This window comes from Priestia sp. BR_2 (genome assembly GCF_041954005.1).
GTDB classification, from domain to species: Bacteria; Bacillota; Bacilli; order Paenibacillales; family Paenibacillaceae; genus Paenibacillus_AQ; species Paenibacillus_AQ lautus_A.
Genome location: NZ_JAVFHM010000338.1, coordinates 107,990 through 130,648 on the forward strand (window position 1 = coordinate 107,990; position 22,659 = coordinate 130,648).

21 protein-coding genes are annotated in these 22,659 nt (G+C 49.9%); 4 read left to right on the forward strand and 17 right to left on the reverse strand.

Annotated features, from left to right (window positions below):
- Positions 1-132: 132 nt before the first annotated feature.
- From RB298_RS29720 to RB298_RS29755, 8 genes are all read right to left on the reverse strand, one after another.
- Entirely contained in the window at positions 133-1,071 is a 939-nt protein-coding gene (locus RB298_RS29720; RefSeq protein WP_009590843.1) for an ABC transporter ATP-binding protein, read from the reverse strand.
- Entirely contained in the window at positions 1,068-2,063 is a 996-nt protein-coding gene (locus RB298_RS29725) for an ABC transporter ATP-binding protein (protein ID WP_009590828.1), read from the reverse strand. The genes RB298_RS29720 and RB298_RS29725 overlap by 4 nt, the downstream gene beginning before the upstream one ends.
- 13 nt (positions 2,064-2,076) lie before the next feature.
- On the reverse strand, positions 2,077-3,027 hold the full coding sequence (locus RB298_RS29730) for an ABC transporter permease (protein ID WP_009590830.1): 951 nt from the start codon (positions 3,025-3,027) through the stop codon (positions 2,077-2,079).
- A 2-nt stretch (positions 3,028-3,029) separates the two neighbouring features.
- The gene (locus tag RB298_RS29735; protein WP_009590847.1) at positions 3,030-3,962 is read right to left on the reverse strand and encodes an ABC transporter permease; all 933 of its coding nucleotides are present in this window, start codon (positions 3,960-3,962) and stop codon (positions 3,030-3,032) included.
- A gap of 209 nt (positions 3,963-4,171) precedes the next feature.
- The gene (locus tag RB298_RS29740; RefSeq protein WP_096773065.1) at positions 4,172-5,836 is read right to left on the reverse strand and encodes a peptide ABC transporter substrate-binding protein; all 1,665 of its coding nucleotides are present in this window, start codon (positions 5,834-5,836) and stop codon (positions 4,172-4,174) included.
- Positions 5,837-5,985: 149 nt separating this feature from the next.
- A complete protein-coding gene (locus RB298_RS29745; protein WP_145035309.1) occupies positions 5,986-6,372 on the reverse strand; it encodes a DUF3397 domain-containing protein in 387 nt (128 codons plus the stop codon).
- Positions 6,373-6,383: 11 nt separating this feature from the next.
- Positions 6,384-7,343 (reverse strand): ketopantoate reductase family protein, encoded by a 960-nt coding sequence (locus RB298_RS29750; protein ID WP_213577452.1) that lies wholly within the window; start codon positions 7,341-7,343, stop codon positions 6,384-6,386.
- A 139-nt stretch (positions 7,344-7,482) separates the two neighbouring features.
- A complete protein-coding gene (locus RB298_RS29755; protein ID WP_090913118.1) occupies positions 7,483-8,133 on the reverse strand; it encodes an RsfA family transcriptional regulator in 651 nt (216 codons plus the stop codon).
- Positions 8,134-8,474: 341 nt separating this feature from the next.
- Here RB298_RS29755 and RB298_RS29760 point away from each other — a divergent pair, with 341 nt between their 5' ends.
- Both RB298_RS29760 and RB298_RS29765 read left to right on the forward strand, forming a co-directional pair.
- On the forward strand, positions 8,475-8,711 hold the full coding sequence (locus tag RB298_RS29760; protein ID WP_006209059.1) for a DUF2626 domain-containing protein: 237 nt from the start codon (positions 8,475-8,477) through the stop codon (positions 8,709-8,711).
- Between the two features lie 254 nt (positions 8,712-8,965).
- Entirely contained in the window at positions 8,966-10,078 is a 1,113-nt protein-coding gene (locus RB298_RS29765) for a coiled-coil domain-containing protein (RefSeq protein ID WP_486049990.1), read from the forward strand.
- 33 nt (positions 10,079-10,111) lie between these two features.
- Here the strand turns inward: RB298_RS29765 and RB298_RS29770 are convergent, their stop codons facing one another.
- On the reverse strand, positions 10,112-11,362 hold the full coding sequence (locus RB298_RS29770) for an extracellular solute-binding protein (RefSeq protein WP_277748375.1): 1,251 nt from the start codon (positions 11,360-11,362) through the stop codon (positions 10,112-10,114).
- A 197-nt stretch (positions 11,363-11,559) separates the two neighbouring features.
- Positions 11,560-12,891, reverse strand: a complete 1,332-nt coding sequence (locus RB298_RS29775) for a PhoH family protein (RefSeq protein WP_096773061.1) — start codon at positions 12,889-12,891, stop codon at positions 11,560-11,562.
- Between the two features lie 117 nt (positions 12,892-13,008).
- Between RB298_RS29775 and RB298_RS29780 the strand changes: the two genes are divergently transcribed.
- Entirely contained in the window at positions 13,009-13,707 is a 699-nt protein-coding gene (locus tag RB298_RS29780) for a YhcN/YlaJ family sporulation lipoprotein (protein WP_486049993.1), read from the forward strand.
- 456 nt (positions 13,708-14,163) lie between these two features.
- On the opposite strand, the gene RB298_RS29785 is transcribed toward RB298_RS29780, so the two are convergent.
- From RB298_RS29785 to RB298_RS29805, 5 genes are all read right to left on the reverse strand, one after another.
- Positions 14,164-15,270 (reverse strand): LCP family protein, encoded by a 1,107-nt coding sequence (locus tag RB298_RS29785; protein WP_486049995.1) that lies wholly within the window; start codon positions 15,268-15,270, stop codon positions 14,164-14,166.
- Between the two features lie 162 nt (positions 15,271-15,432).
- Positions 15,433-15,726: a YlaH-like family protein gene (locus RB298_RS29790; RefSeq protein ID WP_009592386.1), complete on the reverse strand. Its 294-nt coding sequence runs from the start codon at positions 15,724-15,726 to the stop codon at positions 15,433-15,435.
- Between the two features lie 39 nt (positions 15,727-15,765).
- Positions 15,766-17,607, reverse strand: coding sequence for a translational GTPase TypA (gene typA / locus RB298_RS29795; protein WP_009592389.1), 1,842 nt, complete (start codon positions 17,605-17,607; stop codon positions 15,766-15,768).
- Between the two features lie 152 nt (positions 17,608-17,759).
- Positions 17,760-18,272, reverse strand: a complete 513-nt coding sequence (locus tag RB298_RS29800; protein WP_090911800.1) for a hypothetical protein — start codon at positions 18,270-18,272, stop codon at positions 17,760-17,762.
- A gap of 258 nt (positions 18,273-18,530) precedes the next feature.
- Positions 18,531-19,193: a TerC family protein gene (locus RB298_RS29805; protein WP_036666043.1), complete on the reverse strand. Its 663-nt coding sequence runs from the start codon at positions 19,191-19,193 to the stop codon at positions 18,531-18,533.
- A gap of 128 nt (positions 19,194-19,321) precedes the next feature.
- Between RB298_RS29805 and RB298_RS29810 the strand changes: the two genes are divergently transcribed.
- The gene (locus tag RB298_RS29810) at positions 19,322-20,014 is read left to right on the forward strand and encodes a TerC family protein (protein ID WP_096773056.1); all 693 of its coding nucleotides are present in this window, start codon (positions 19,322-19,324) and stop codon (positions 20,012-20,014) included.
- Positions 20,015-20,146: 132 nt separating this feature from the next.
- Here the strand turns inward: RB298_RS29810 and thiI are convergent, their stop codons facing one another.
- Together thiI and RB298_RS29820 are read right to left on the reverse strand one after the other, a co-directional pair.
- Positions 20,147-21,385 carry a tRNA uracil 4-sulfurtransferase ThiI gene (gene thiI, locus RB298_RS29815; protein ID WP_096773055.1) on the reverse strand — a complete coding sequence of 413 codons (1,239 nt, stop codon included), beginning with the start codon at positions 21,383-21,385 and terminating at the stop codon, positions 20,147-20,149.
- Positions 21,382-22,542, reverse strand: a complete 1,161-nt coding sequence (locus RB298_RS29820) for a cysteine desulfurase family protein (RefSeq protein WP_375121031.1) — start codon at positions 22,540-22,542, stop codon at positions 21,382-21,384. Before RB298_RS29820 ends, thiI begins: the two co-directional genes overlap by 4 nt.
- Positions 22,543-22,659 lie beyond the last annotated feature (117 nt).

Sequence of the window (22,659 nt, forward strand, 5' to 3'; positions counted from 1 at the left end):
TTTGTTTCTTTATTTTTTGCCTTTCTTGATTGTACCGAATGTTGGCATTGTGCGTCAAAGGAAAAGAATAGCCGCCGGCACGATGCCAGCGGCTATTCTTGAAGCAGCTTCCTATTAGCAGGTATGGATGACTTAAGCGTAGGCTTTGGCAACCCAGTGTCCTTTGGACACTTCGACCAGCTCCGAATCCTTCACGTCCAGCTGAACCGTTCCGTCTTCGCCTTTGGCTGCCGAAATCGGCCCCTGCGAATCGTCTTCCAGCTTGAGGCGCTTTTTGTTTGCCTCAATTTCAGGATCCGGAATCGGAATCGCGGACAGCAGGGTTTTCGTGTACGGATGGATCGGGTTCGCATACAGTTCCTCGCTGTCTGCCAGCTCCACCATTTTGCCCAAATACATCACCGCTACCCGGTCGCTGATATGCTTAACCATGGACAGGTCATGCGCAATGAAGAGATAAGTCAAACCAAGCCGATCCTGCAGATCTTTCAACAAATTGACAACCTGCGCCTGAATCGAAACGTCAAGCGCCGAGATCGGCTCGTCACAAATGATGAATTTAGGGTTTACCGCAAGGGCGCGGGCAATCCCGATCCGTTGACGCTGACCGCCCGAGAATTCGTGAGGGTAACGCGTCGCGTGGTCGCTGTTCAAGCCGACCATATCCAGCAGCTCCTCAATCCGCTTCTTGCGTTCGGCGCGGCTGCCTGCCATTCCGTGAATATCCAAGGCTTCGCCGATAATGTCCGACACCGTGAATCTTGGATTCAGCGAGGCATACGGATCCTGGAAAATCATCTGCATATCGCGGCGCATCGCCTTCATCTTGCCAGGGGACAGCTTGTAAATGTCCGTTCCGTTAAAATTAACGCTCCCGGCCGTAGGTTCATAGAGGCGAAGAATCGTCCGTCCTGCGGTTGACTTGCCGCAGCCGGACTCACCCACCATACCAAGCGTTTCGCCTTCGCGAATGAAGAAATTCAGGTCGTCAACCGCCTTAAGCACTTGACCTTTGCCAACGTTGAAATACTTCTTCAGGCCTTTTACCTCAATCAAATGGTTATCCTTCATGAGCCCTGCGCCTCCTTCGCCATCGGGTGCAGATTCCAGCAGCGCGCGATGTGCGTGTCGCTGAATTCCGTTGCGCCCGGGTCGACCCGTTCGCAAATTCGCATAGCCTCATCACAGCGAGCGGCAAACGGGCAGCCCACCGGCGGCTTAATGAGATCGGGAGGCGTACCGATGATCGGAATCAGCGGCTCGTCCTTCTTCTGATCCAGGCGCGGCATGGAACGAAGCAAGCCTTTGGTATAAGGATGCTGCGGATTTTTGAAAATCTCCCATTTCGTTCCCGTTTCCACCACTTCGCCCGCATACATGACGATCACGCGGTCGCACATGCCGGCAACAACGCCGAGATCATGGGTGATCAGAATGATGGATGTGCCCAAACGCTCCTGCATTTCCTTCATCACGTCCATAATCTGCGCCTGAATGGTAACGTCAAGGGCAGTCGTCGGTTCATCCGCGATCAGCAGGGTCGGCTTACATGCAAGGGCGATCGCGATCATCGCGCGCTGGCGCATACCGCCGGAGAATTCATGCGGATACTGGTTGAAGCGCTCTTCCGCGTTTTTGATGCCCACCAGCTTCAGCATTTCGATGGCATGTTTCTTGGCTTCCGAGAATGACATCCCTTGGTGCTTGACCAGCACTTCCGTGATTTGTTTTCCTATTTTAATGGTTGGATTGAGCGAGGTCATCGGATCCTGGAAGATCATCCCGATATCCTTGCCGCGAATCGCTTCCATCTGTTTGTTCGTTTTTTTGAGAAGGTCTTGTCCTTGGAAAATGACCTCTCCTTTTTTTATTTCCGAGGGCGGGGACGGAATCAATCGCATAATGGTCTGGGCGGTAACACTTTTACCGCTTCCGGACTCACCGACGATGGCAACCGTCTCCCCCTTGCCGACTTCAAAATTCATGCCGCGGACTGCCTTTACTTCACCGCCGCGAACACGAAACGATACGTTGAGGTCCTTCACCTGCAAGATCGGTTCCATACCTTCCCACCTCCTATTTTTTCAATTTCGGATCCAGCGCGTCACGCAATCCATCACCGAAAATGTTAAATGCCAACATCGTCAAGCTGATAAATAGAGCAGGGAACAACATCCGCCATGGATAATACATCCATCCGGACAAGGCATCATTAATCATGGAGCCCCATGATGCAACCGGTGCTTGAACGCCAAGACCAAGGAAACTCAGGAAAGCCTCGGCAAAGATTGCGCTTGGAACCGACAAGGTCAAGGTAACGATGATCGGGCCCATCGCATTCGGAATCAAATGCCGGAACAGCAGGCGGGCAGTTCCCGCACCCATCGAGCGTGAAGCGAGCACATACTCTCTGCTCTTCAGCTGCATGATCTCGCCCCGCACGATCCAGGACATGTTAATCCACCCCGTGATGGTTAAGGCGAGTATGATCGTGCCTAAACTTGGTTCGAATACAACCAACAGCAAGATCGTAACGAGCAGGTACGGAATGGAATACAAAATTTCCGCAAACTTATTCATGAACTCATCGACGCGGCCACCGAAATAACCCATGATGCCGCCATATATTACGCCAATCATCAAGTCAATCGCAGCTGCTGCAAGACCAACGGTCAAGGATATCCGAGCTCCCATCCAGGTACGAACAAAGACGTCGCGGCCCAGATCGTCGGTTCCAAACCAATGTTCTGATGAAGGCGGCATATTCGTATTCATCAAATCATTCGTTTCATAATCATATTTAGAGATCATCGGGCCGATGATGGCCATGATGACAATCAGGATCATAATAATCAAGCCTGTCATTGCCAGCTTGTTCTTGCGCAATCTCTCCCAGGAATCTCTCCAGGAAGATAAGCTTTCACGCTGTATTACCTCGGATTGCTTCTCATCAGGACCAATCTTCTGAAAATCTTCAGGCTTCAAGTTTAGTGCCGCAGGATGAGGCATACGCTGTTCTTTCTCCATGTCTACCTCTCCTTCCCGCCGGTCAATTTAATGCGTGGATCCACAAATACATACACGATGTCCGTAACAAAACGAGCCAGCATCAGCAGGATGCCGTAGAAAATCGTAATTCCCATGATGACGGTATAATCACGGTTCGTGATACTTTCAACAAACTGCTTGCCTATGCCGCCGATACCGAAAATCTGTTCAATGACGACCGAACCCGTGATAATGTTCGCTGTCATTGGACCGACATAAGTCACGACCGGCAAAATACCGTTACGGATCACATGACGAAACATAATCGCGAACCAGTTAAGGCCTTTGGCCTTCGCCGTCTTGATATAATCCGAATGCAAAACTTCCAGCATGCTGGATCTTGTCAAGCGAGCGATAAATGCAATCGGTTGTGCAGACAGCGCCATGACCGGAAGCACGTAGTCCAGCGGTCCCTCAAAGCCCATGACGTTGAATATGCCTGCTTTCTCCGCGAGAACGAATTGCAACAAGGACGCGAGTACAAAACTCGGTACCGCGATGCCCAGAACCGAGATAATCATGGCGATGTTGTCAATCAGCTTGCGGTGATACAAAGCCGCAAGCATCCCCAGCAGGACGCCCACGATGACGGATACCACAATCGCGATAAGACCCAGACGCAGTGACGGGCCGAACGTGTCTACAATAATATCTGTTACGGATTGTCCCTGTTTCTTCATGGACAAGCCAAAGTCACCCTGGATGATATTGCCCAAGTATTTCGTATACTGCTGAAATACCGGTTTATCCAAATCATACTGCTCCATCAGCCTCGCCAGAATTTCAGGCGATGGCTTTTTCTCTCCCATAAACGGATCGCCCGGTATGGCTTTCATAAGAAAAAAAGTGGCTGAGATCAGTATGAACAACGATACAAGCATATAAAAAAACTTACTCGCCACATACCTCAGCATTTCGCTAGCCTCCTGATCAGTTGTTCTAAACCAAGCCGTCCCTATAATTGTATAATTCCAGGGCGGATTGAGCATCCCTTAACTTTCACCAACGGACACAAGATTTGGAAACCTTGCGTTCATACAAAAAAATCGGGATATATATGAGGTTTAAAAATGCCCCACATATATATCCCGAACCGCAACCTTTTATAAATGCTTATAAAAGACTACTCGATATATGCACGTGTGAAATCGATATCACCTTTATAATCCAGATGAAGGTTCTTCACCCATGGTTTAACCAGGGACACACTGGAATAGTAGTAGATCGGCATCACAACTTGATTGTCCTGAACAAGAATTTTCTCTGCTTGGGACATCAGCTCCATACGCTTGGCGTTATCGCTAGTCGCATAGGCATCCTTCACAAGTTTGTCATATTCTTCGTTCTTGAATCCAGTGTCATTGTTTCCGCCATTGGATGTCCACATGTCGATATAAGTCATCGGGTCGTTATAGTCTGCTCCCCAGCCGGAACGTGCAACTTGATAGTTGAGGTCCGTACGGTTCTTCAGGAATACGCCCCACTCTTGGTTTTGAACCTTAACAGTAACGCCGAGGTTGTTCTTCCACATATCCGCGATGGCAAGCGCAATTTTCTTGTGGTTGTCATCGGAGTTATGGATCAGAGTAACTTCAGGCAACGTGGTATAGCCTTTTTCCTTCATACCTTGCTCGAGCAGTTTCTTAGCTTCTTCAAGATTTTCTTCGAAGTAAGTATCCGGCACCTCTTTACGGTACTCATCGGACTCACCTTTGATACCCGGAGGAACAAACCCGTGTGCAGGAAGTTGTCCGCCCTGCGTAATTTTCTCTACGATTGCCTGACGGTCAATCGCCATCGAGAAGGCTTTACGGATGTTTACATTGTCAAATGGTTCTTCCGTTGTGTTAAAGATATAGAAATAAGTCGATGAAATGCCTTTGATCATCAATTCATCGCCCAGTTCCTTCTTGATCGCCGTAAGTTGATCGGTCGGGATGTTGCCTGTTGGATGTCCTGCATAATCCAATTCATCGTTACGATAGCTTGAAAGCTCAGTCGCAGAGCTGTTGACGATGCTCATTTGAACTTTTTCAAGTTTGATGGAAGCCTTGTCCCAATATTGGTCGTTCTTAACAAGCTCGATCTTTTGACCCTTCGTCATTTGTGAAACTTTGAACGGACCATTGCCGATCAACGTATCCGGTTTCGTTGCCCAAGAAGCATTACCTTCAACGGAGCTGTGAACCGGGAAGTAGGTTTGGAATGACATCAAGCTGAGGAAGTATGGCGTCGGGTTCTCCAGCGTTACTTCCAGCGTGTAATCATCAGTTGCTTTTACGCCAACTTCATTTGCGTCTTTAATTTCGCCAAGGTTGTACGCTTCAGCGTTTTTCACGTAATACAGCTGATATGCATAAGGCGATGCCGGCGTAAAGTTCGGATCAAGTACGCGTTTCCATGCATATTCGAAATCTTTAGCCGTTACAGAATCGCCGTTGCTCCATTTGGCATCCTCGCGAAGCGTGAAGACATATTTGAGGCCATCTTCAGAAATTTTCCATTCTTTGGCTACGCCTGGCTCTTCGGTACCGTCTGCACCTTTACGAACCAGACCTTCAAACACAGCATTGATTACCGTATTCGACGTATTGTCCTGAGACAATCCCGGATCCAATGTTGGAGGGTCAGAAGCAAGGTTCATACGAAAGACTTGTTCTTTCGGCTTGTTGCCCGCTTCCCCGTTGTTGGCACTTTGATCATTCTTGTCAGCTCCGCATGCTGCCAACACTGAACTGAAGGCAAGAATCAGCGTCATGAGAAGCAGGAGTTTCTTGTGTTTCTTCATCTTGCGGTATCCCCCTCATAGATTTTAGGTATATGCTTATCGATTATACAACCAGTGGTCAAAAAAATCCAGAAATCAATAAATTGAAAAATCTGCCTGATCCAATGATCAAACAGATTTCTCATATAATACTAGTTATTAGATTGTACTTACATCATCTTAATTATGTAGGAGAGTAGACCAAAAAATGTAAAAACTATGTAACCAAAACTCATTGTCACAAAGCCGAGCCTCCACACGGCCCGCAGCAGCCTTTTACCGTTTACCTTGCCTTTCCAGCGGTTTTGCGCACTCCCGATCAGCCCCGCCGCGATCAGCAGCATCAGGAGGATCAGATAAAATCCGAATTTGGTCTGGAACGTAGTATTAAACAAGGCGGAAACCGAGAACAGCATAAAAAAGGTGGTGATATCCATGGCCAGCTCCAGCGCTTGTTTTCGATTCTTATTTCTTTGGAGCACTATGATATACACGATCAGAAACGGAATGAACGGAAAAAGACTCAATGTGTTAAACAGACCCTGCAAAAACCCCATGCTAAGACCCCCTATAGATTCATCCCCTCGATGAGCTGCGTGATCAGCTCGTGTTTTGGCACTGAAACGCCATATTTGTGTCCAAGCTGGACAATGCTTCCGTTAATCCAGGCAACTTCCGTCGTTCGGCCGTCCATCACGTCCTTTAGCATGGAGGACGTGTTACCCGAAGTGGATTGGCAGACGCTTACAATCCATTCCCACAGCTTGTTTCCATACGGAATTCCGGCAGCTTCATATACAAGGATTCCTTCATGATACAGCTGCTTCATAAGCCCGACCCGTTCAGGGGAGGATAACAGCGCTCCGTTAGGAATCCGCCACAATGCAGTCAAAGGGTTAATGACCGCATTCATCAGCAGTTTACGATAGATCATCTCATCCATCTCATTCGACAATAAAGCTTCAAATCCTGCTCTATTCAGCTCTTTAACCAGCTCAATTTCATGATCTTCGCGGGATGTTGCCCCTATAAAGCTTGCAGCAGGCATCATTTTGCCGATTGTTGTCGTTCCGTGGCCGGCGTGCAGAACCGAAGAACTGCTTGTACGCTTGGCCCCTTCCGTGGTAATCGCCGCATAGAGCTTCCACATGGGCAGCAGCTCCCGAAGCCGTTCCAAATGGCCTGTACCGTTCTGAAAACATATGAGATTGCGGCGATGGTGTCCGAATGGTGCCAGCACTTCCCTAGCCATCTCTTCGATCCCTTGCTGCTTCAACATGAGAAAGAGATAATCCGCATCCGCTGCCGCTCCCGACTCGGCAAAGGCATCCCATACACGGACCGAAAAAGCATGGGGGGCAACGGTCTGAGGCTTCCCCTCCATCTCCTCGATCGTGATGCCGGATGCCCGGAGTTTGCTCGCCTGCTCCTCGCTGCGGCACCATACCGTGACGCCGCAGCCTGAAGCCGCAAGTTTGCCGGCATACAACAGGCCCAAAGAGCCGGCCCCGATGATATGTATATTCATAATCATCCCCCATTACTGTCTTTAAACATGATGTGCTAGTCTTAGTATATATCAGAATAATCTTCAATACGCACAAATAACCCGCCAAAGCGCATGAAATGCACTAGTGCGGGTTACGGCGGATCAGGATAACCTTTACCTATTCGATTCGTTCCAGATTACCGTTGGCATCCATTTTGAAGCGGGTCTTCAGTTCCTCGTCCTCTTCATTCAAAAAAGCCAGCCTCCGTGCCCGATCCATAATCTGAATCAGTGCCTTATAATCGTCATTGACCACATGGTAATCGGTTTTCACTTCGCTTACTTCCTTCAACAACCGTTGATTCTCGCTGCGGAGCCTTGCAAGCTCATCCTCTTTTTCACGCAAATTCTTCTCAAGCAGTTTGTACTGGCGTGAACTTTCCTGCAGCCCGCCCTTCCACTGACGAAGGAAACGGATCACCGCATCGATGGACAGCGTCTCTTCGCTTGCGCCATCATTTTTATAAACATCGTGCTCCATTTCTGGAGCTGCCAATCCTGCAACTTGTGGTCCGCTGGCGGAAGGCTGTTTTTTATAATAACTTCTCTTTTGACGCTGAGATTTCGCCAAGCTGATAGCATCCTCATATTTCTTGCGAACACAGCTGTTCCAACGAAATCCGCAAGCCGCCGATGTCCGGCCTATTCTTTCTCCGACTTCCTCAAAGGCAGCCAATTGGGTGCTGCCCTCACGAATATGACGCAGGGTTACCTCCGCCAGTATTAGGTCGTCCTCTGCGCTCCATGCATCCTGTCTCACTGCTGACATACCATAAAACCCTCCTAACGACATCCTAAAATAACCGTCTTCAATACCGTAAATCGGCTGCTGAATAGGGTATAAAAACTGCTTAGTTCATTTCTATGCCTCTCATAGAGTTCATAGAATCTATTTGATACTAAAATGTATTTCCATTTTGATTACAGATCATACTCTTACGGAGGGAAAAGGGGCGTTTCACCCAAATTGTTCCCGAATTCAATGTCCTGCTTCTGGTTAATAATAAAAAATAAAGGGTTTTCTTGAGTTAGGCGTTTACACGTTTTTCCCATAACGCTATAATGTTCATAGCAGCATTATGTGCGTACATACGAGAGGAGGATATAATCGTGGCACGGATGTTTCGAGTCCTTGGCTTTTTCACCCTGACCATCGGGTTGATGGCCTTTGCCGGAGATCATATTGAAATGGCACTGCTTTTCTTCCTGCAGACCGCATTTTTCGTGATCCTGGGATATTTGAAATTCACGGAGAGAACCTATATTCTTCTCTTCTGGGCTTATATGATCGTGACCTTCACAGGCTTTAGCTACTGGACGGTCTTCATTATGGGCAAACCACTCTAATATGTAAACCATGCAAGCGATAAACGATATCCGCCGGCGGTCAACCTGGACAACCTGAGGCTGCGCTGGTGGATTTTCCTTGCGATTAGAGAACAAGTACTTAAAAGAGCGATCAGGTGCTTTAGCTGCCGGATCGCTTTTTTAGTGCCTAAAGGTTGATAATTGAGTCGTACGCGTCATATATTGGTTAAAATGAAGGGACAGACCATGGTTGGTATCCTTTCGACTAACAACCATGCAAGGAGGACTCCCGTTTGAAAGTACGAGTAAAATACCCACTCCTCCCGGTCTTGCTGTGTTTAACCCTGTTCTTCTGCTTCATCGGCGCTCCCGCTGCGGTTTATTCCCAGCAGGATGTCAGCCCCGTCATGCCTGACTCGGAAGAGGCGCGCAAGCTTCTGGAGGACAGCCTCTCCATCGTGGAAATCGATCATGAAATCGAACGGATAACCAAACGCATGGAGGAATTGCAGACTCTTCAGAATGAGCTGCAAACCCAAATCCAGGATATGGGCTTGCGCATTGAAGACCGGCGAGCTCGGGCGGCCGCCGTCCTTCGGTCATATTATATGGGTGAGCGGGATAACTTATTTTTCATGCTGCTGTCTGCAAAAGACTTAGCCGGCTTTTTCCGCGTCATGGACTTTTACGATATTATTATTCAGAACGACCGGGATACGCTTACCGTGTATAACAATCAGTACCGCTCACTTGCTTCCGCTCAGGCTGAAGCAGCACGGAATGCGTCCCAGCTCGCCGAAGTAAAGGACAGCCTGGTGAAGCAGCGCGAACGGGTGCTTGCGCTTGAGCAGCAGGTAGATGGAGCACTCACAGCCAGCGGCAATCCGGATGCCATGAAGAGGCTGATCGAGGAGTTTACCCTCTATTGGGAGAATGTAGGGCTGTACGAGGTGAAGCGTCATTTCCAGGCCCTGGCTAGCGCCATGGAAAATCTGCCGTCGTTCGTCCAAAGCAGCAAGAACATACTGAAGACCAACGGCAAGGTATACACCATCGACATCCATGAAGATGATCTCAACACGTTTTTAAGATCCGAAGACGAAATCTTTAATAGCTTTGCGTTTCATTTTGACGATGGAAAAGTAATAGCTTCCGGCGAAAGCGGAAATTTGTCGCTGCTGATTGAAGGGAAATACACCGTCATTAACGAACCGGAGAATGCCATTATGTTTGAAGTCGACAAACTTGTGTTCAACCGGCTGGAATTGCCCGACACAACGCGCAGAGCGCTGCAGGAAGAATTCGACATGAACTTTTATCCCAAGCAGCTGGTTTCTTTCTTGAAAGCGACGGAGGTCGCAAGCGACGATCAACGATTAGTGGTCAAAATGGAGCTGGATCTATAGAAAAAGCTGCCCGCGAGGGCAGCTTTTTTCTTGTTATGGTTGAGCAGGCGTGTACAATTTCATATATTCTTCAACCGTTATTTCGCCATGCAGCAATCGATATGCCGATTCGCTATAAGTCTGGAAACCTTCAGAATCGCCAAAATCCAAAGCGGCCGGCTCATTCCGAGAGAGCAGCACCTGGGCGGGAACCGCTGCTTTTTGCCAAATGCCCCGATCCCTCAGGTTCGTGCCCGTGACATACATTTCGGATACAACGGGGAGTGTTCCTGACGTTTTGCTCCATTCCTGCTGCATCTCTTTGCTTGTCATATACGTAATCCATTTCATGGCAAGCGCAGACGACTCCGTCTGTGCGGCTACCGCAAAACTTCTCGCTCGCACAACCGGCGTATTCAAATGACTCTTTCCCATGGCCAATGCGGAAGACAATCCGCTTACCTCTCGGTCCGCGAAGCTCGAATACGGCTCAACGGCCACGGAAGCCTCCTCTATGCCAGAGGAAGGTTCCTGCCCCGTTTCTATCGTATCTGCTGCGCCGTGGGACGATTCCAGCGTTCGAAGGTGATTGCGGATTAACATTTCAAGTACCTCTTGATCCGGCTTGGAAGGATCGCCTTCAAGCAAATGCACCGCCGCGCCGAATGCGTAAGGATCCTTCGGATCAAATGAGAGGACAGGGCTCGTCTTATGAAGCTCCATATATTCCTTCCAAGCCTGACGGCTCTCCGGCATGTTAAATGAGGCGCCGTCCTTCCCTTCGGTCTGCCAGGTCACGATATAGGGATCTATATCAAAAGGCATTCCCCATTGATACCCGTTCCATTGCAGCTGCGGCAGAAGACCATTCAGGGTATCCTCGCCGGTCACCGTTGTCTGTGATGCATCGACGGGCAGAAGATATCCCGTCATTGCAAGCGCTTTAATGTAATGGGAATCCGTTAATATAATGTCCGGTCCTTCGCCAAGGGACATATGAAGCAAAAACGATTCTTTCTCCGTACCGGCTGTTTCCAGAGGCGTGATTTCGATCTCGGCTCCGGTCTCTTCCATAAAGCGTTCGTTGAGCGCTTTCAGGTGCCTCAGCTCGTCCGGATTCAATTGGACGCCGACCTTGATGGGGCCCAGGTCGCTCTCTGGCACCTCCGGCCTCTGCTGCGGAGGAATCGGTTCATCCCCGGGCGGTTCCCGTCTCGTATGATGAGTGAAGTCAAAGCTGGGAGATAAACTGGATAAGGATAATAATAAAATGGCGAATAAGAACCAATATTTCTTCCGCTTCATATCCCTTCTTCACTCCTCCCATAGTCGCATGCCCTTATTTTACCAAACTTATAGTGCTCTTGTCCTATCTTTTTTTATAATTTACCAGTCCATATTTTACTAATAGGACCCGATCGCTAAAAGGACTGTCCTATGAATTCCGGACAGTCCTTCTCGTACAAGTTACTTTGTGAGATCATTTCTCGGGAAATATCACGCTACAGCAAATCGGCCGCCAGCTGTGCCAGCTTGGAACGCTCCCCTTTAGTCAGCGTAATATGTCCGCTTAAACCTTCCTGCTTAAATCGTTCAACCACATAGGTCAGCCCATTGCTAACGGCATCCAGGTAGGGATGGTCAATCTGTTCGGGGTCCCCCATCAGTATCACCTTGCTCCCTTCTCCCGCCCGGGAAACAATCGTCTTGACCTCATGGCGGGATAAGTTCTGAGCCTCATCAACGATGATGAACTGACCTGGAATGGAGCGACCGCGGATGTAAGTCAGTGCTTCTACCTGGATGCTTCCCAGACCCATCAATATTTTATCGATATCGCCGGATTTCTTGGTGTCGAACAAATACTCCAGGTTGTCATAGATCGGCTGCATCCACGGTCTCAGCTTCTCTTCCTTTTCTCCCGGCAAATATCCGATATCTTTCCCCATCGGAACGACCGGACGCGCAATGAGCAGTTTTTTGTATTTGTGCTCATCCTCCACCTTGGATAGTCCTGCTGCCAATGCCAGCAAGGTTTTTCCCGTTCCGGCTTTTCCCGTAATGGTAACCAGCGGAATGTCGTCATTCAGGAGAAGCTCAATCGCCATGCGCTGTTGAGCATTCCGGGCACTGATGCCCCATACGGGCTCGTTGCTTAGATGAAGCGGCTCTAGTCGGGTTGCATCTTCATTCACATGAAGAAGGGCAGACTTGCCGGATCCCATCTCGTCCTTCAGAATAACGAATTCGTGCGGATAAAGCGGATAAGAGAGTTGAAGTGGTTTAATCGGCAAATAACGATAGCTGTAGAATTCGTCGATCACGGAAGGATGCACCTTGATCGTTGAGAATCCCGGATATAATTCGCTTGGATCCGCCGTGCGGTCAGATAGATAATCCTGTGTCGTTAGCCCAAGCACATCCGCTTTTATTCGAACGAGGACATCCTTGCTGACAAGAACAACGGGTCTTCCGTCCTCCTTCGGCTCCTCCTCCAATTTATAATTTAACGCGACAGCCAAAATACGATTGTCGTTCGATGCTTCGCTAAATAACTCCTGTACCTTGACGAAGCTGCGATGATTTAGCTCAACCTTCAACGTCCCGCCGTTCTCCAGAAGAACTCCGTCGTGAAGATGCCCTTGTTCTCTAAGCCCATCAAGCAATCGGGAGACCATACGGGCATTGCGGCCGATTTCATCGGCATTTCGCTTCTTGGAATCAATCTCTTCAAGAACCACCGCAGGAATGATGACTTCATGCTCCTCGAATGCATAAATCGATTGAGGATCATGCAGCAGTACGTTCGTATCCAGTACAAATATTTTTTTCATCTTATCCCTCCACTGCTTCTTCATCAGGTACACACATAAACCTTTCCGTCCCGGACATAATAAGCGTAGCGACTGGAGTAATTTAGCGAATTCTATTACGAAAGGACAGATCAATCCATGAGAGCTGCTCTATCCATCATGCTGGCGGTGTTGTTGCTCGCAGGCTGCGGGACCGCCAATAACAATGCATCACCCTCTCCTCGTAATCAAACCGATGGAACCACTGCTAACAGTGTTCGCAACATGAACGGGAACAGAGGTTATACCACCAACAATGTAGACGGTTGGACACCGGATAACCCCAATACGGGGCGTGTCGGTAACGTAAATGATAACAACGGACGAGTTGACGCTACAACCGCAAATCACCTGAAATCGCTGGCTGAGAGCGTGCCTGGCGTTAAAAACGCGAACTGTGTTGTCATGGGCAATACGGCTGTCGTCGGGCTGAATGTAGATGGAAATTTAGATCGTGCAGAAGTTGGAACCATTAAATACACGGTCGCGGAAGCCCTTCAAACCGATCCGGCAGGCGCCAATGCGCTGGTTACCGCCGATTTGGACGTAGCCAACCGGATTGCCGAGCTTGGTCGGCACATTCAGGAGGGACATCCTGTTTCCGGACTTGCCAGTGAACTTGCAGACATCGTTGGCCGTATCATCCCTCAATTGCCGAAAGACGTAACGCCGCGAGACGGGAATGCACAGCGAAACGGGAATGGGCAGCAACAGGGAAATGTGCAGCAAAACGGTGCTAAAACGGTAAAACCAAATCATCGCGGTCATGCACCGGCCCATCCACAAAACGGGAAATAAACTTGAGGATGAATTCGGTCTTACGCGCGGACATATCCCGTCATGACCCGAGTTTGTCCGTCACAAGTCTCCAAATTTCATACAAAAAAAGCCCAGTGATGCTCACTGGGCTTTTTTTAAGGTCATAACAACGCCACTAACCGGCATAGCTGCTTCGCTAGGGACATGACCGTTAACATATTTGGAGTATGACTGCTTATTCGGTGCAACATGGACACCCATGTCGAAAGAACCCGTCATGAGCGACATGGAATCAGAAGGACGACATCCGAAGGATCCCCGTTCCCTAATGGAATCCGCCCGCACCAATGCAGGGGCAAGGCAACCCGTCTGCCGACTATGGATCAATGGGTGTGTCGTATGCATCATGAGGTAGGACATTCCTTCGGCCTCCTGTACAATGATCTCCATCTGATACATTGTATTATAACATACGATAAAACTTGCCTTCAATTGTCACGGAGCCGTTGCAGAATCCGCTTCTGTTCCCTGATCACCGGCGTTGTGCTTGCCGGCAAGTTCGTCTTGCAGCGCTTGTTTGGCTGCATCCAGCTCGCTGCTGCTTATATATACATAAGGGCTCTTCCAATTGCCTGTAACCGGCATGAATTTCACATCATCTTTTCCGATATCATAATAAGTTGCAATCAAATTCCGGATCTGCTCCTGCTCGAAATCGGTGGTCATGTTATCGCTGACCGCATCCAGCGCATTGCCCACCTTCGCAACGCCTCCGAGCGTCTTCATCTTGTCGAGCAGGGAATGCAATACTTCGCTTTGGCGAGCATTACGTTCAAAATCGCTTGACTCCTTCGTTCTCGGCGAACAGCTTTTACTGGATTTACGGTAACGAACATAATCCAGTGCCTTCTTGCCATCCAGCTTCTGAGGACCCACAGTGAGGTTAATGTCGGTCCCGTCAGCAGTATCGCGGTAACACATATTGTATTGAACATTCACATCTACGCCGCCAAAGGTGTCCACCACATCACGGAATCCCTGGAAGTCGATAACCGTTACATAATCGATATTAACGCCAAGATATTTGCTCATCATGACTTTCATTTCTTCTTCAGCTGGAATGCCGCTACCCGGTTCCTTTTTCTCCGCTGCATTGTAGGCCGTTTTAAACCTTGGGTAATACGCATTCAGTTTCGTCGCTCTATATCCATCGAGTTCAATGAGCGTGTCCCGCGGCAGGGATACCAGCGTCGAGGTATTGGTTTCCGGATGCATGGTGGCGACCATGACCACATCCGTCAAGTAAGTCCCCGTCTCCGGGCGATGATCCGTTCCCAAGAGAAGCACGGTGATCGGTTTTTCTTTTGCGGAATGGCCGGGAGCCACCGGCTTGTCGATCCCGCTTTTCTCGATAACCTGATTCCCTTTGATGTACAGATACCCGGCATAACCTGCTGCAGCCAAAATCGCGATTAGCAGTACGATCAGAATAAATTTAAAAAATGATTTCCATGGGCTTTTTTTCTTTTTAGGAACTGGCTGTTTCTTGCCCTTCCCCCCACTTTTGGCTCTTGGAGGGAGACTGGTATGAGTAGGATTCATATCATAACACCTGATTTCATTCAAATTAGATGAATGTCCGATAAACGCTTCAAATTGCGAAGCATTTACCGGACCATGGTTGACTTCTCTCTCTTATAAACGATGGGGACTGACAAAAAGTTGCCGTAGGTTGCTGCCTGAATTGCTAAATTTCTACAAACCTTATGACTTCGGCTCGGCTTGAGCCTTCTTCTTCTGACGATCTTCAACAAAGTATCGAATACGCACCATCAGCATCAACGCCACGGCGACCAACAAGCATTGGATAATCGGCAGCTTATCGATCTGAAACACAAGTAGTATCGCCGAACCCAGGGCCATCAAGATATACAGGAGAATCTCCTTCAACAGAGGAAGCTTCTGCTTCACTCGGAATACCTTGTTGTAAACGTAGGTGATCAGCACAAATATGACGATATACGAAACGAGCGGGTGCGCGGCAAACCATTCCTGCATGATAGGTTCACTCCTTTTGGGCAAGTAGATCTCTATCTATTATAGATTTGCTTGCGCCATTTTACGATGTTTTTCTGCGCGTTCGCGCTCACTCTTGTTCAAAATCTTCTTGCGGAGACGAACGGATTTCGGCGTAATCTCGCAATACTCGTCGTCGTTCAAGTATTCCAGAGCTTGCTCAAGCGAGAAGATGACCGGTGTTTTCAATTTCACCGTATCGTCCTTCGTTGCCGAACGAACGTTGGTCAACTGCTTCTCTTTACAAATATTGACGACGATATCGTTGTCCCGGGTATGCTCCCCGACGATCATGCCTTCATAAATCTCGGTTCCCGGTTCCAGGAACAGGGTTCCGCGGTCTTCAACCGACATCATGCCGTAGAACGTCGAAGATCCGTTTTCCGTGGAAACCAGCACGCCTTGATGGCGTCCGCCCACTTGGCCGCCAACCAGCGGGCCATAGCTGTCGAACGCGTGGTTCATAATGCCGTAGCCGCGTGTCAGCGTCAAGAAATGGGTGCGGTAGCCGATAAGCCCGCGAGCCGGAATCAGGAATTCCAGACGGACTTGACCGTTTCCGTTGTTCACCATGTTCACCATTTCGGCCTTGCGTGTTCCAAGGCTTTCCATAACAGCGCCCATGCTCTCTTCCGGCACGTCAATCAGGAGGCGTTCGATCGGTTCCATTTTGACGCCATCGATTTCCCTTACGATAACTTCAGGCTTGGATACTTGAAGCTCATAGCCTTCACGACGCATATTCTCAATCAGGATACTGAGGTGAAGCTCGCCGCGTCCCGAAACGATATAGGCATCCGGGCTGTCCGTCTCATCCACTCGCAAGCTGACGTCCGTTTCCAGTTCTTTGAAGAGACGGTCACGAAGCTTGCGGGATGTCACCCATTTGCCTTCGCGTCCGGCAAAAGGACTGTTGTTCACCAGGAACGTCATTTGCAGGGTAGGCTCGTCAATTTTGAGAACCGGGAGGGCTTCCGGATGCTGCGGATCCGCAATGGTTTCTCCGATGTTGATGTCTTTGATGCCTGCGATCGCCACGATGTCGCCAGCGCCTGCTTCGGCAACCTCGATCCGCTTCAGTCCCTGGAAACCGAACAGCTTCTCGATGCGGGCATTCTTGGTGGAACCGTCTCTAAGCATAACGGCAACCGGTTGGCCTTGCTTAATGACACCGCGATTCACGCGGCCGACGGCGATACGGCCCAGATATTCATTGTAATCCATCAAGGTAACGAGGAACTGCAGAGGCTCGTCCACTTTCTCGGTAGGGGAAGGGATATGGTCGATAATGGTTTCGTAAAGAGCAAGCATGTTATCGTCTTGCTTCTCCGGATCCATGCTAGAAGTACCGTTTAGGGCAGATGCATATACTACGGGGAAATCCAACTGGTCGTCGTTCGCTCCAAGCTCAATGAACAGGTCAAGCACTTCATCGATCACTTCAGCTGGGCGAGCAGCCGGACGGTCGATCTTGTTTACAACGACGATCGGCGTTAAGTTATGGGCAAGCGCTTTGCCCAGAACGAACTTGGTCTGAGGCATGCAGCCTTCGTATGCGTCAACAACGAGCAGAACGCCGTCGACCATTTTCATGATACGTTCGACTTCACCGCCGAAATCGGCGTGTCCAGGCGTATCCACGATGTTGATCAAGAAATCTTTATACGTAATAGCCGTATTTTTGGCTAGGATGGTAATACCGCGTTCGCGCTCCAAATCATTGGAGTCCATCGCGCGCTCCTGCAGCGTCTCATGCTCCCGGAAAATACCGGACTGCTGCAGCAGTTGGTCTACAAGTGTTGTTTTGCCATGGTCAACGTGAGCAATAATGGCAATGTTGCGAATCTGATCTCTTGATTGCATAAATATATCTCAAATCCCTTCTATTCGAATGAGCCACAAAGAAAGCGCCGGACGACATGCCGACGCTTCAACATACATCCTATAATATAGGTAAACGAGCGGGAAAATCAAGTCTTTTCAGAAAACTTCCAGCAACTTTTACCTCTTCCCGATTACCAGCCTCGGCTCCATTTATTATTGCGTCTCGAACGATTGCGACCGAAGATCATCCAAGCGCCCGCCGCGATCAAGATCAGCGCAATAATGTAGAACGCTCCTGTCTGAAGCCAGGTGAAGATGAATATCACAACGGAAAGCGCCGTCAGACCAAGCGCAATCGGCAGTGCAGCGCCGGGACGCGGGCTCTCGTACAGATAATACTCAAACAGGCCTACGGCCACACCGAGAATGAGAACAGGCCATAATGAGGCCATTAGTCCCCAGCCGCCGATATTGCATATGAGGAACAGAAGCCCGTATACCGTCAGAATACCGCCCGGTATCAGTACGGCGGCAGAAGCCCGGCGACCAAAAAACAGGATATGCAAAAAAATACCCGGCAGCAGCAGGACGAGCGGCCATAACGTTCTGCCCAGAAATCCGAACACGCCAAGCTTGCCGAGCAAAATAACGACTCCAGCGACAACGATGAAAATACCCAATGCCAAATCTTTTCTGGAGGACATTTGATCACCCTCTCTTCAATATATGTATCACCATAAACAGCGGTTTCTAACAGAAGCAGTTACGTTAATTTTAGCCCAAACCGACAAAAAAAACCATATCCCGAGCTTGTTCCGCTTAAAAATTACCCCGCCCGGCCCACGAGGCATCGGCCTAGCATCACAAGAAATGGACGACTGCGAGAGACAGTCGTCCATTTATCCGGTTTACGGCTTCCGCATGAGTATGTCCAACACCGCAGCCTGCAGTAATGTCCCCGTTTACGCGCCGGTCCGTCTTACCGTCTGCAATCCGCCGATGAGAACAACGAAACCCGCCACGATAATCGGCAGCAAGCTGTGCGCATAGGGCATCCAATAAGCCAGCAGCAGGCCGACGCGAGAATCCTGTATGAGCATTTCGCCTGCTGTAAAAGCTAAAATACCGGCACCTATATACAGCAGTACGGGAAACTTTTGAAGCAGCCTGGAGATCATCCCGCTTCCCCATACAACAATTGGAATGCTTAATATAATCCCGATGACAATCAGGGAGAGATCGCCATTGGCAAGCCCCGCGATTGCCAAGACATTGTCCAGGCTCATGACAAAATCGGCGATCAGAATCGTATTGACCGCGCCCCATATCGTGGAAGCCCTGGCCATGCTCGCAGGATCATGTTCCTTTTGCATCATCAGTTTGACCGCGATCCAGATGAGCAGCAATGCGCCGCCAGCCTGCAGAAACGGAATTTTCAACAGCAGAACGGCCACAAAAGTCAGAATGCAGCGCAAAAGTACGGCCCCCGCCGTCCCGATCCAAACGGCCCGTTTGCGGTGTATTTCCGGAAGATCCTTGCTGGCCATAGCAATGACCAAGGCATTGTCGCCGCTGAGTACAAGATTGATCACTAATATTTGTCCCAACAAAAAAATCGTCTCCACCAGTACAACACCCCCACTCTACACATATGTGGTTTTTGTCCAGGCTATGCTTGCACATCGGGAAAAATAGGCCTATAATAAATCCACTTTGTTTAATGGTGGAACGTATTCTAAGAGGAGTGACATTCATGGAAACCACAGCCGCTGAATTTTTTCTTGCATTAATCAACATTGTGTTTTTGGATTTGATATTGGCCGGGGACAACGCCATCGTGATCGGCCTGGCGGCACGCAATCTTCCGAAGGAAACCCAGAAAAAAGCCATTATCTACGGTACGGCAGGTGCTGTAATTCTCCGCATCATAGCCACCATCCTTGTCGTCTGGCTGCTCAACATCCCTTGGCTGCTGCTTGTGGGAGGCGTGCTCCTGATCGGCATTGCTTACAAGCTGTTGACCGACGACAATAATGATCACGGCAATATCAAGGCTGGCAGCAACCTGGGCGCGGCCATCCGCACCATCATCGTAGCCGATGCCGCCATGGGCCTGGACAACGTCATTGCCGTTGCCGGCGCGGCCAAACATAACATGATCCTTGTAACCCTGGGCCTGCTCATCAGCGTTCCCATCGTGGTATGGGGCAGCACCCTGTTCATCAAGCTGATCAACCGCTTCCCATGGATTATCTATGTAGGTTCAGCGGTGCTTGCATATACGGCATCCTCCATGATTACCGAGGAGAAGCATTTTATGGGGTACTTTGAAGGGCACCAGATTATAAAGTATCTGTTCATTGCCGCCATCATCGTCGGCGTGCTGACGGCAGGACATCTGAAAAAAAAATCAGCCGCTCGCCGTCAGTCGTCCACCCTGTCCTAACGGTCTCAACATACCATAAAAACGCCCCGAGGCTTATCGTAAGCCTCGGGGCGTTTTTATGGTTTTTATCTTATCGAATAGCATAAGACGCTCTGTCGGCGGCGCCATGGCGGCCGCAGCTTCATACCCGATTTAGAACCAGTCTTCGTTGACTACGGGCTCCTCACGCTTCTCGCCAAGCTCGCCGATCTTACTGTCCGGCGTGATGATCACGGTCTCCGTGCCTTCAACCGCCGCTTGAATCAAGGCAGGCAGCTCGGTAAGCGAAGCCTCCACCTTCTCGATAATCTTCAGATTCGGATTGGTGGTCGGCGATTTAGGAACAAACAACGTGCAGCAATCCTCATACGGCAGAATCGACGTGTCAAATGTGCCGATGTCCATCGCAATGTTGATGATGTCGTTCTTATCCATCATGACGAGCGGCCGGAGCAGCGGCAGCTCGGTAGCTCTTCCGATCACATTCATGCTCGGCAGCGTTTGGCTGGCCACTTGTCCCAGGCTATCCCCGGTCACGATCGCCAGTGCCCCTTCCCGCTCAGCAAGCGAGGAAGCAATCCGTAACATGGCTCTGCGCATAAAAGTAATGATCAGATTATCCTGGCCAATGCCGACAAAGGAGGTCTGCACATCGGTAAACGGCACCAGGTGAAGCTTGATTTTTCCTGTATAGCCCGATAACAGCCTCGTTAACTCCATGACCTTTTCCTTCGCAAGCTGGCTGGTGTAGGGGAAGCTGTAGAAGTGGACGCACTCAATTTCAAGTCCCCTGCGCATCGCTGACCAGCCCGCTACAGGACTGTCAATTCCTCCGGAGAGGAGCAGCATCGCCTTCCCGTTCGTACCAAGGGGGTAACCGCCGGCGCCGGGAATCACTTCATAGTACAAATACGTCTCGTTCTCCCGAATTTCCACGCGCAGCTCCATATCGGGCTGCTTCACTTTCACTTTAAGCTGGGGATAGGTCCGCAGCAATGGCGATCCGACCAAATGATTCATCTCTTGCGAGGAATGAGGGAATTGCTTCCATACTCTTCTGGCATTGACCTTGAAGGTTACCGTGCCTTCCAGTTCCTTCTGCCCCACAAATTCAACCGCTGTTTCGATAATGCGTTCAGGTTCCGAAGAACAAACGCGAACCGGACTGATGGAAACCAGGCCAAATACCTTCTTCAGCACTTGAATCAGCGCCTCGGGAGACTCTCCGTTAAGCTCGACGTACAGGCGGCCATATTCCTTGATGATTTTCGCGCCCGGATACGGTCTGAGCACGCTTCGAATATGATTCAGCACCGATCTCTCGAACCGGTTGCGGTTTTTGCCTTTCAGGGTAAACTCGCCAAAGCGAAGCAGCAGTTTATCGTAAGTCATCTCCGATTACCCTCTCTTTCTATGACGGGACGCAGGTTCCCGCAAACTTTCGCCAATACCTCGACCAGCCGCGCTGCATCGCCCAGCTGATGCTCCTTGCCAAGACTGATACGAATTCCGGAGGAAGCTGCCTCCCTGTCTTTTCCCATCGCCAACAGCACCCGGCTGGGTTCGCTGAATTTGGACGAACAAGCCGATTTGGTCGATACGAGCATGCCCATCTCTTCCAGAGCATGGACCATCACCTCGGGTTTTAATCCCGGATACGAAAAATGAATGATGTGCGGTGCGCTCTGCTCGCTGCTGTTTAACACCAAGCCCGGAATTTTGCGGATGCCCTGAAACAGCAGCTCCCTGATCTCCGTCATCCTGGCATAAAGCTCAGGCTGATTTTCCCTGGACAATCGCATGGCCTTCGACATCGCTACCGCTCCGGCAACATTCTCCGTGCCCGCCCGATGCCCGCTCTCCTGGGATCCGCCGGATATCAGGGGAAAGAGCTGCACGCCTTGCCTGATGTACAGCACCCCCATTCCCCTTGGACCGTTGAACTTATGTGCGGACAAGCTGTACAAATCGGCCTGCCACCCGGATAGCGAGACCGGGAGCTTGCCGAATCCCTGTACGCCATCGACATGCAGCAGCGTGCGCGGGTTCCGCTCCTTCACGATACGCCCCACTTCCGCCAGCGGCTGTACGGCCCCCGTTTCATTATTCACATGCATGATGCTGACCAGCACCGTATCTTTACGGACCGCTTCGCTCAAGGCAGCCAGATCCACCATGCCTTCGGCATCCACGGGAAGGTACGTCACTTCCCAGCCCAGCGTTTCCAGCTGTCTGCAGCATTCATATACGGACGGATGCTCGGTTCCCGTCGTGATGATATGCTTGCCCCGGCTGCTGTACTGCATCGCAGCCCCTTTTATCGCCATGTTATTGCCCTCGGTTGCCCCGGACGTAAATACGATCTCATCAGGCTTAACGTCCAGCGCGGCTGCGCACACCTCTCTTGCCCTTTTCTGCAATTTGGCGGCCGCTTCGCCTGAACGGTGAAGGGCTGACGGGTTGGCATAATGAAGCTTCATGACTTCCGCCATCGTGTCCACCACTTCATCAAAAGGAGGGGTCGTTGCAGCGTGATCCCAATATATCAAGGTAATTTCCCCTTTCCATCTTACGCATCGCAGATTGCATAGCTTATGATTCCAGACCTTTATATTTACACAAAAAGACCAAACGGTAAAGCCGCACCCCATCTTGCCTTGGGCAAA

What these genes read in the sequence shown, in the direction of transcription:
- RB298_RS29720 (WP_009590843.1), bottom strand. Translation starts at nt 1,071, where the DNA reads ATGAAGGATAACCATTTGATTGAGGTAAAAGGCCTGAAGAAGTATTTC.
- RB298_RS29725 (WP_009590828.1), bottom strand. Translation starts at nt 2,063, where the DNA reads ATGGAACCGATCTTGCAGGTGAAGGACCTCAACGTATCGTTTCGTGTT.
- RB298_RS29730 (WP_009590830.1), bottom strand. Translation starts at nt 3,027, where the DNA reads ATGGAGAAAGAACAGCGTATGCCTCATCCTGCGGCACTAAACTTGAAG.
- RB298_RS29735 (WP_009590847.1), bottom strand. Translation starts at nt 3,962, where the DNA reads ATGCTGAGGTATGTGGCGAGTAAGTTTTTTTATATGCTTGTATCGTTG.
- RB298_RS29740 (WP_096773065.1), bottom strand. Translation starts at nt 5,836, where the DNA reads ATGAAGAAACACAAGAAACTCCTGCTTCTCATGACGCTGATTCTTGCC.
- RB298_RS29745 (WP_145035309.1), bottom strand. Translation starts at nt 6,372, where the DNA reads ATGGGGTTTTTGCAGGGTCTGTTTAACACATTGAGTCTTTTTCCGTTC.
- RB298_RS29750 (WP_213577452.1), bottom strand. Translation starts at nt 7,343, where the DNA reads ATGAATATACATATCATCGGGGCCGGCTCTTTGGGCCTGTTGTATGCC.
- RB298_RS29755 (WP_090913118.1), bottom strand. Translation starts at nt 8,133, where the DNA reads ATGTCAGCAGTGAGACAGGATGCATGGAGCGCAGAGGACGACCTAATA.
- RB298_RS29770 (WP_277748375.1), bottom strand. Translation starts at nt 11,362, where the DNA reads ATGAAGCGGAAGAAATATTGGTTCTTATTCGCCATTTTATTATTATCC.
- RB298_RS29775 (WP_096773061.1), bottom strand. Translation starts at nt 12,891, where the DNA reads ATGAAAAAAATATTTGTACTGGATACGAACGTACTGCTGCATGATCCT.
- RB298_RS29780 (WP_486049993.1), top strand. Translation starts at nt 13,009, where the DNA reads ATGAGAGCTGCTCTATCCATCATGCTGGCGGTGTTGTTGCTCGCAGGC.
- RB298_RS29785 (WP_486049995.1), bottom strand. Translation starts at nt 15,270, where the DNA reads ATGAATCCTACTCATACCAGTCTCCCTCCAAGAGCCAAAAGTGGGGGG.
- RB298_RS29790 (WP_009592386.1), bottom strand. Translation starts at nt 15,726, where the DNA reads ATGCAGGAATGGTTTGCCGCGCACCCGCTCGTTTCGTATATCGTCATA.
- typA (WP_009592389.1), bottom strand. Translation starts at nt 17,607, where the DNA reads ATGCAATCAAGAGATCAGATTCGCAACATTGCCATTATTGCTCACGTT.
- RB298_RS29800 (WP_090911800.1), bottom strand. Translation starts at nt 18,272, where the DNA reads ATGTCCTCCAGAAAAGATTTGGCATTGGGTATTTTCATCGTTGTCGCT.
- RB298_RS29810 (WP_096773056.1), top strand. Translation starts at nt 19,322, where the DNA reads ATGGAAACCACAGCCGCTGAATTTTTTCTTGCATTAATCAACATTGTG.
- thiI (WP_096773055.1), bottom strand. Translation starts at nt 21,385, where the DNA reads ATGACTTACGATAAACTGCTGCTTCGCTTTGGCGAGTTTACCCTGAAA.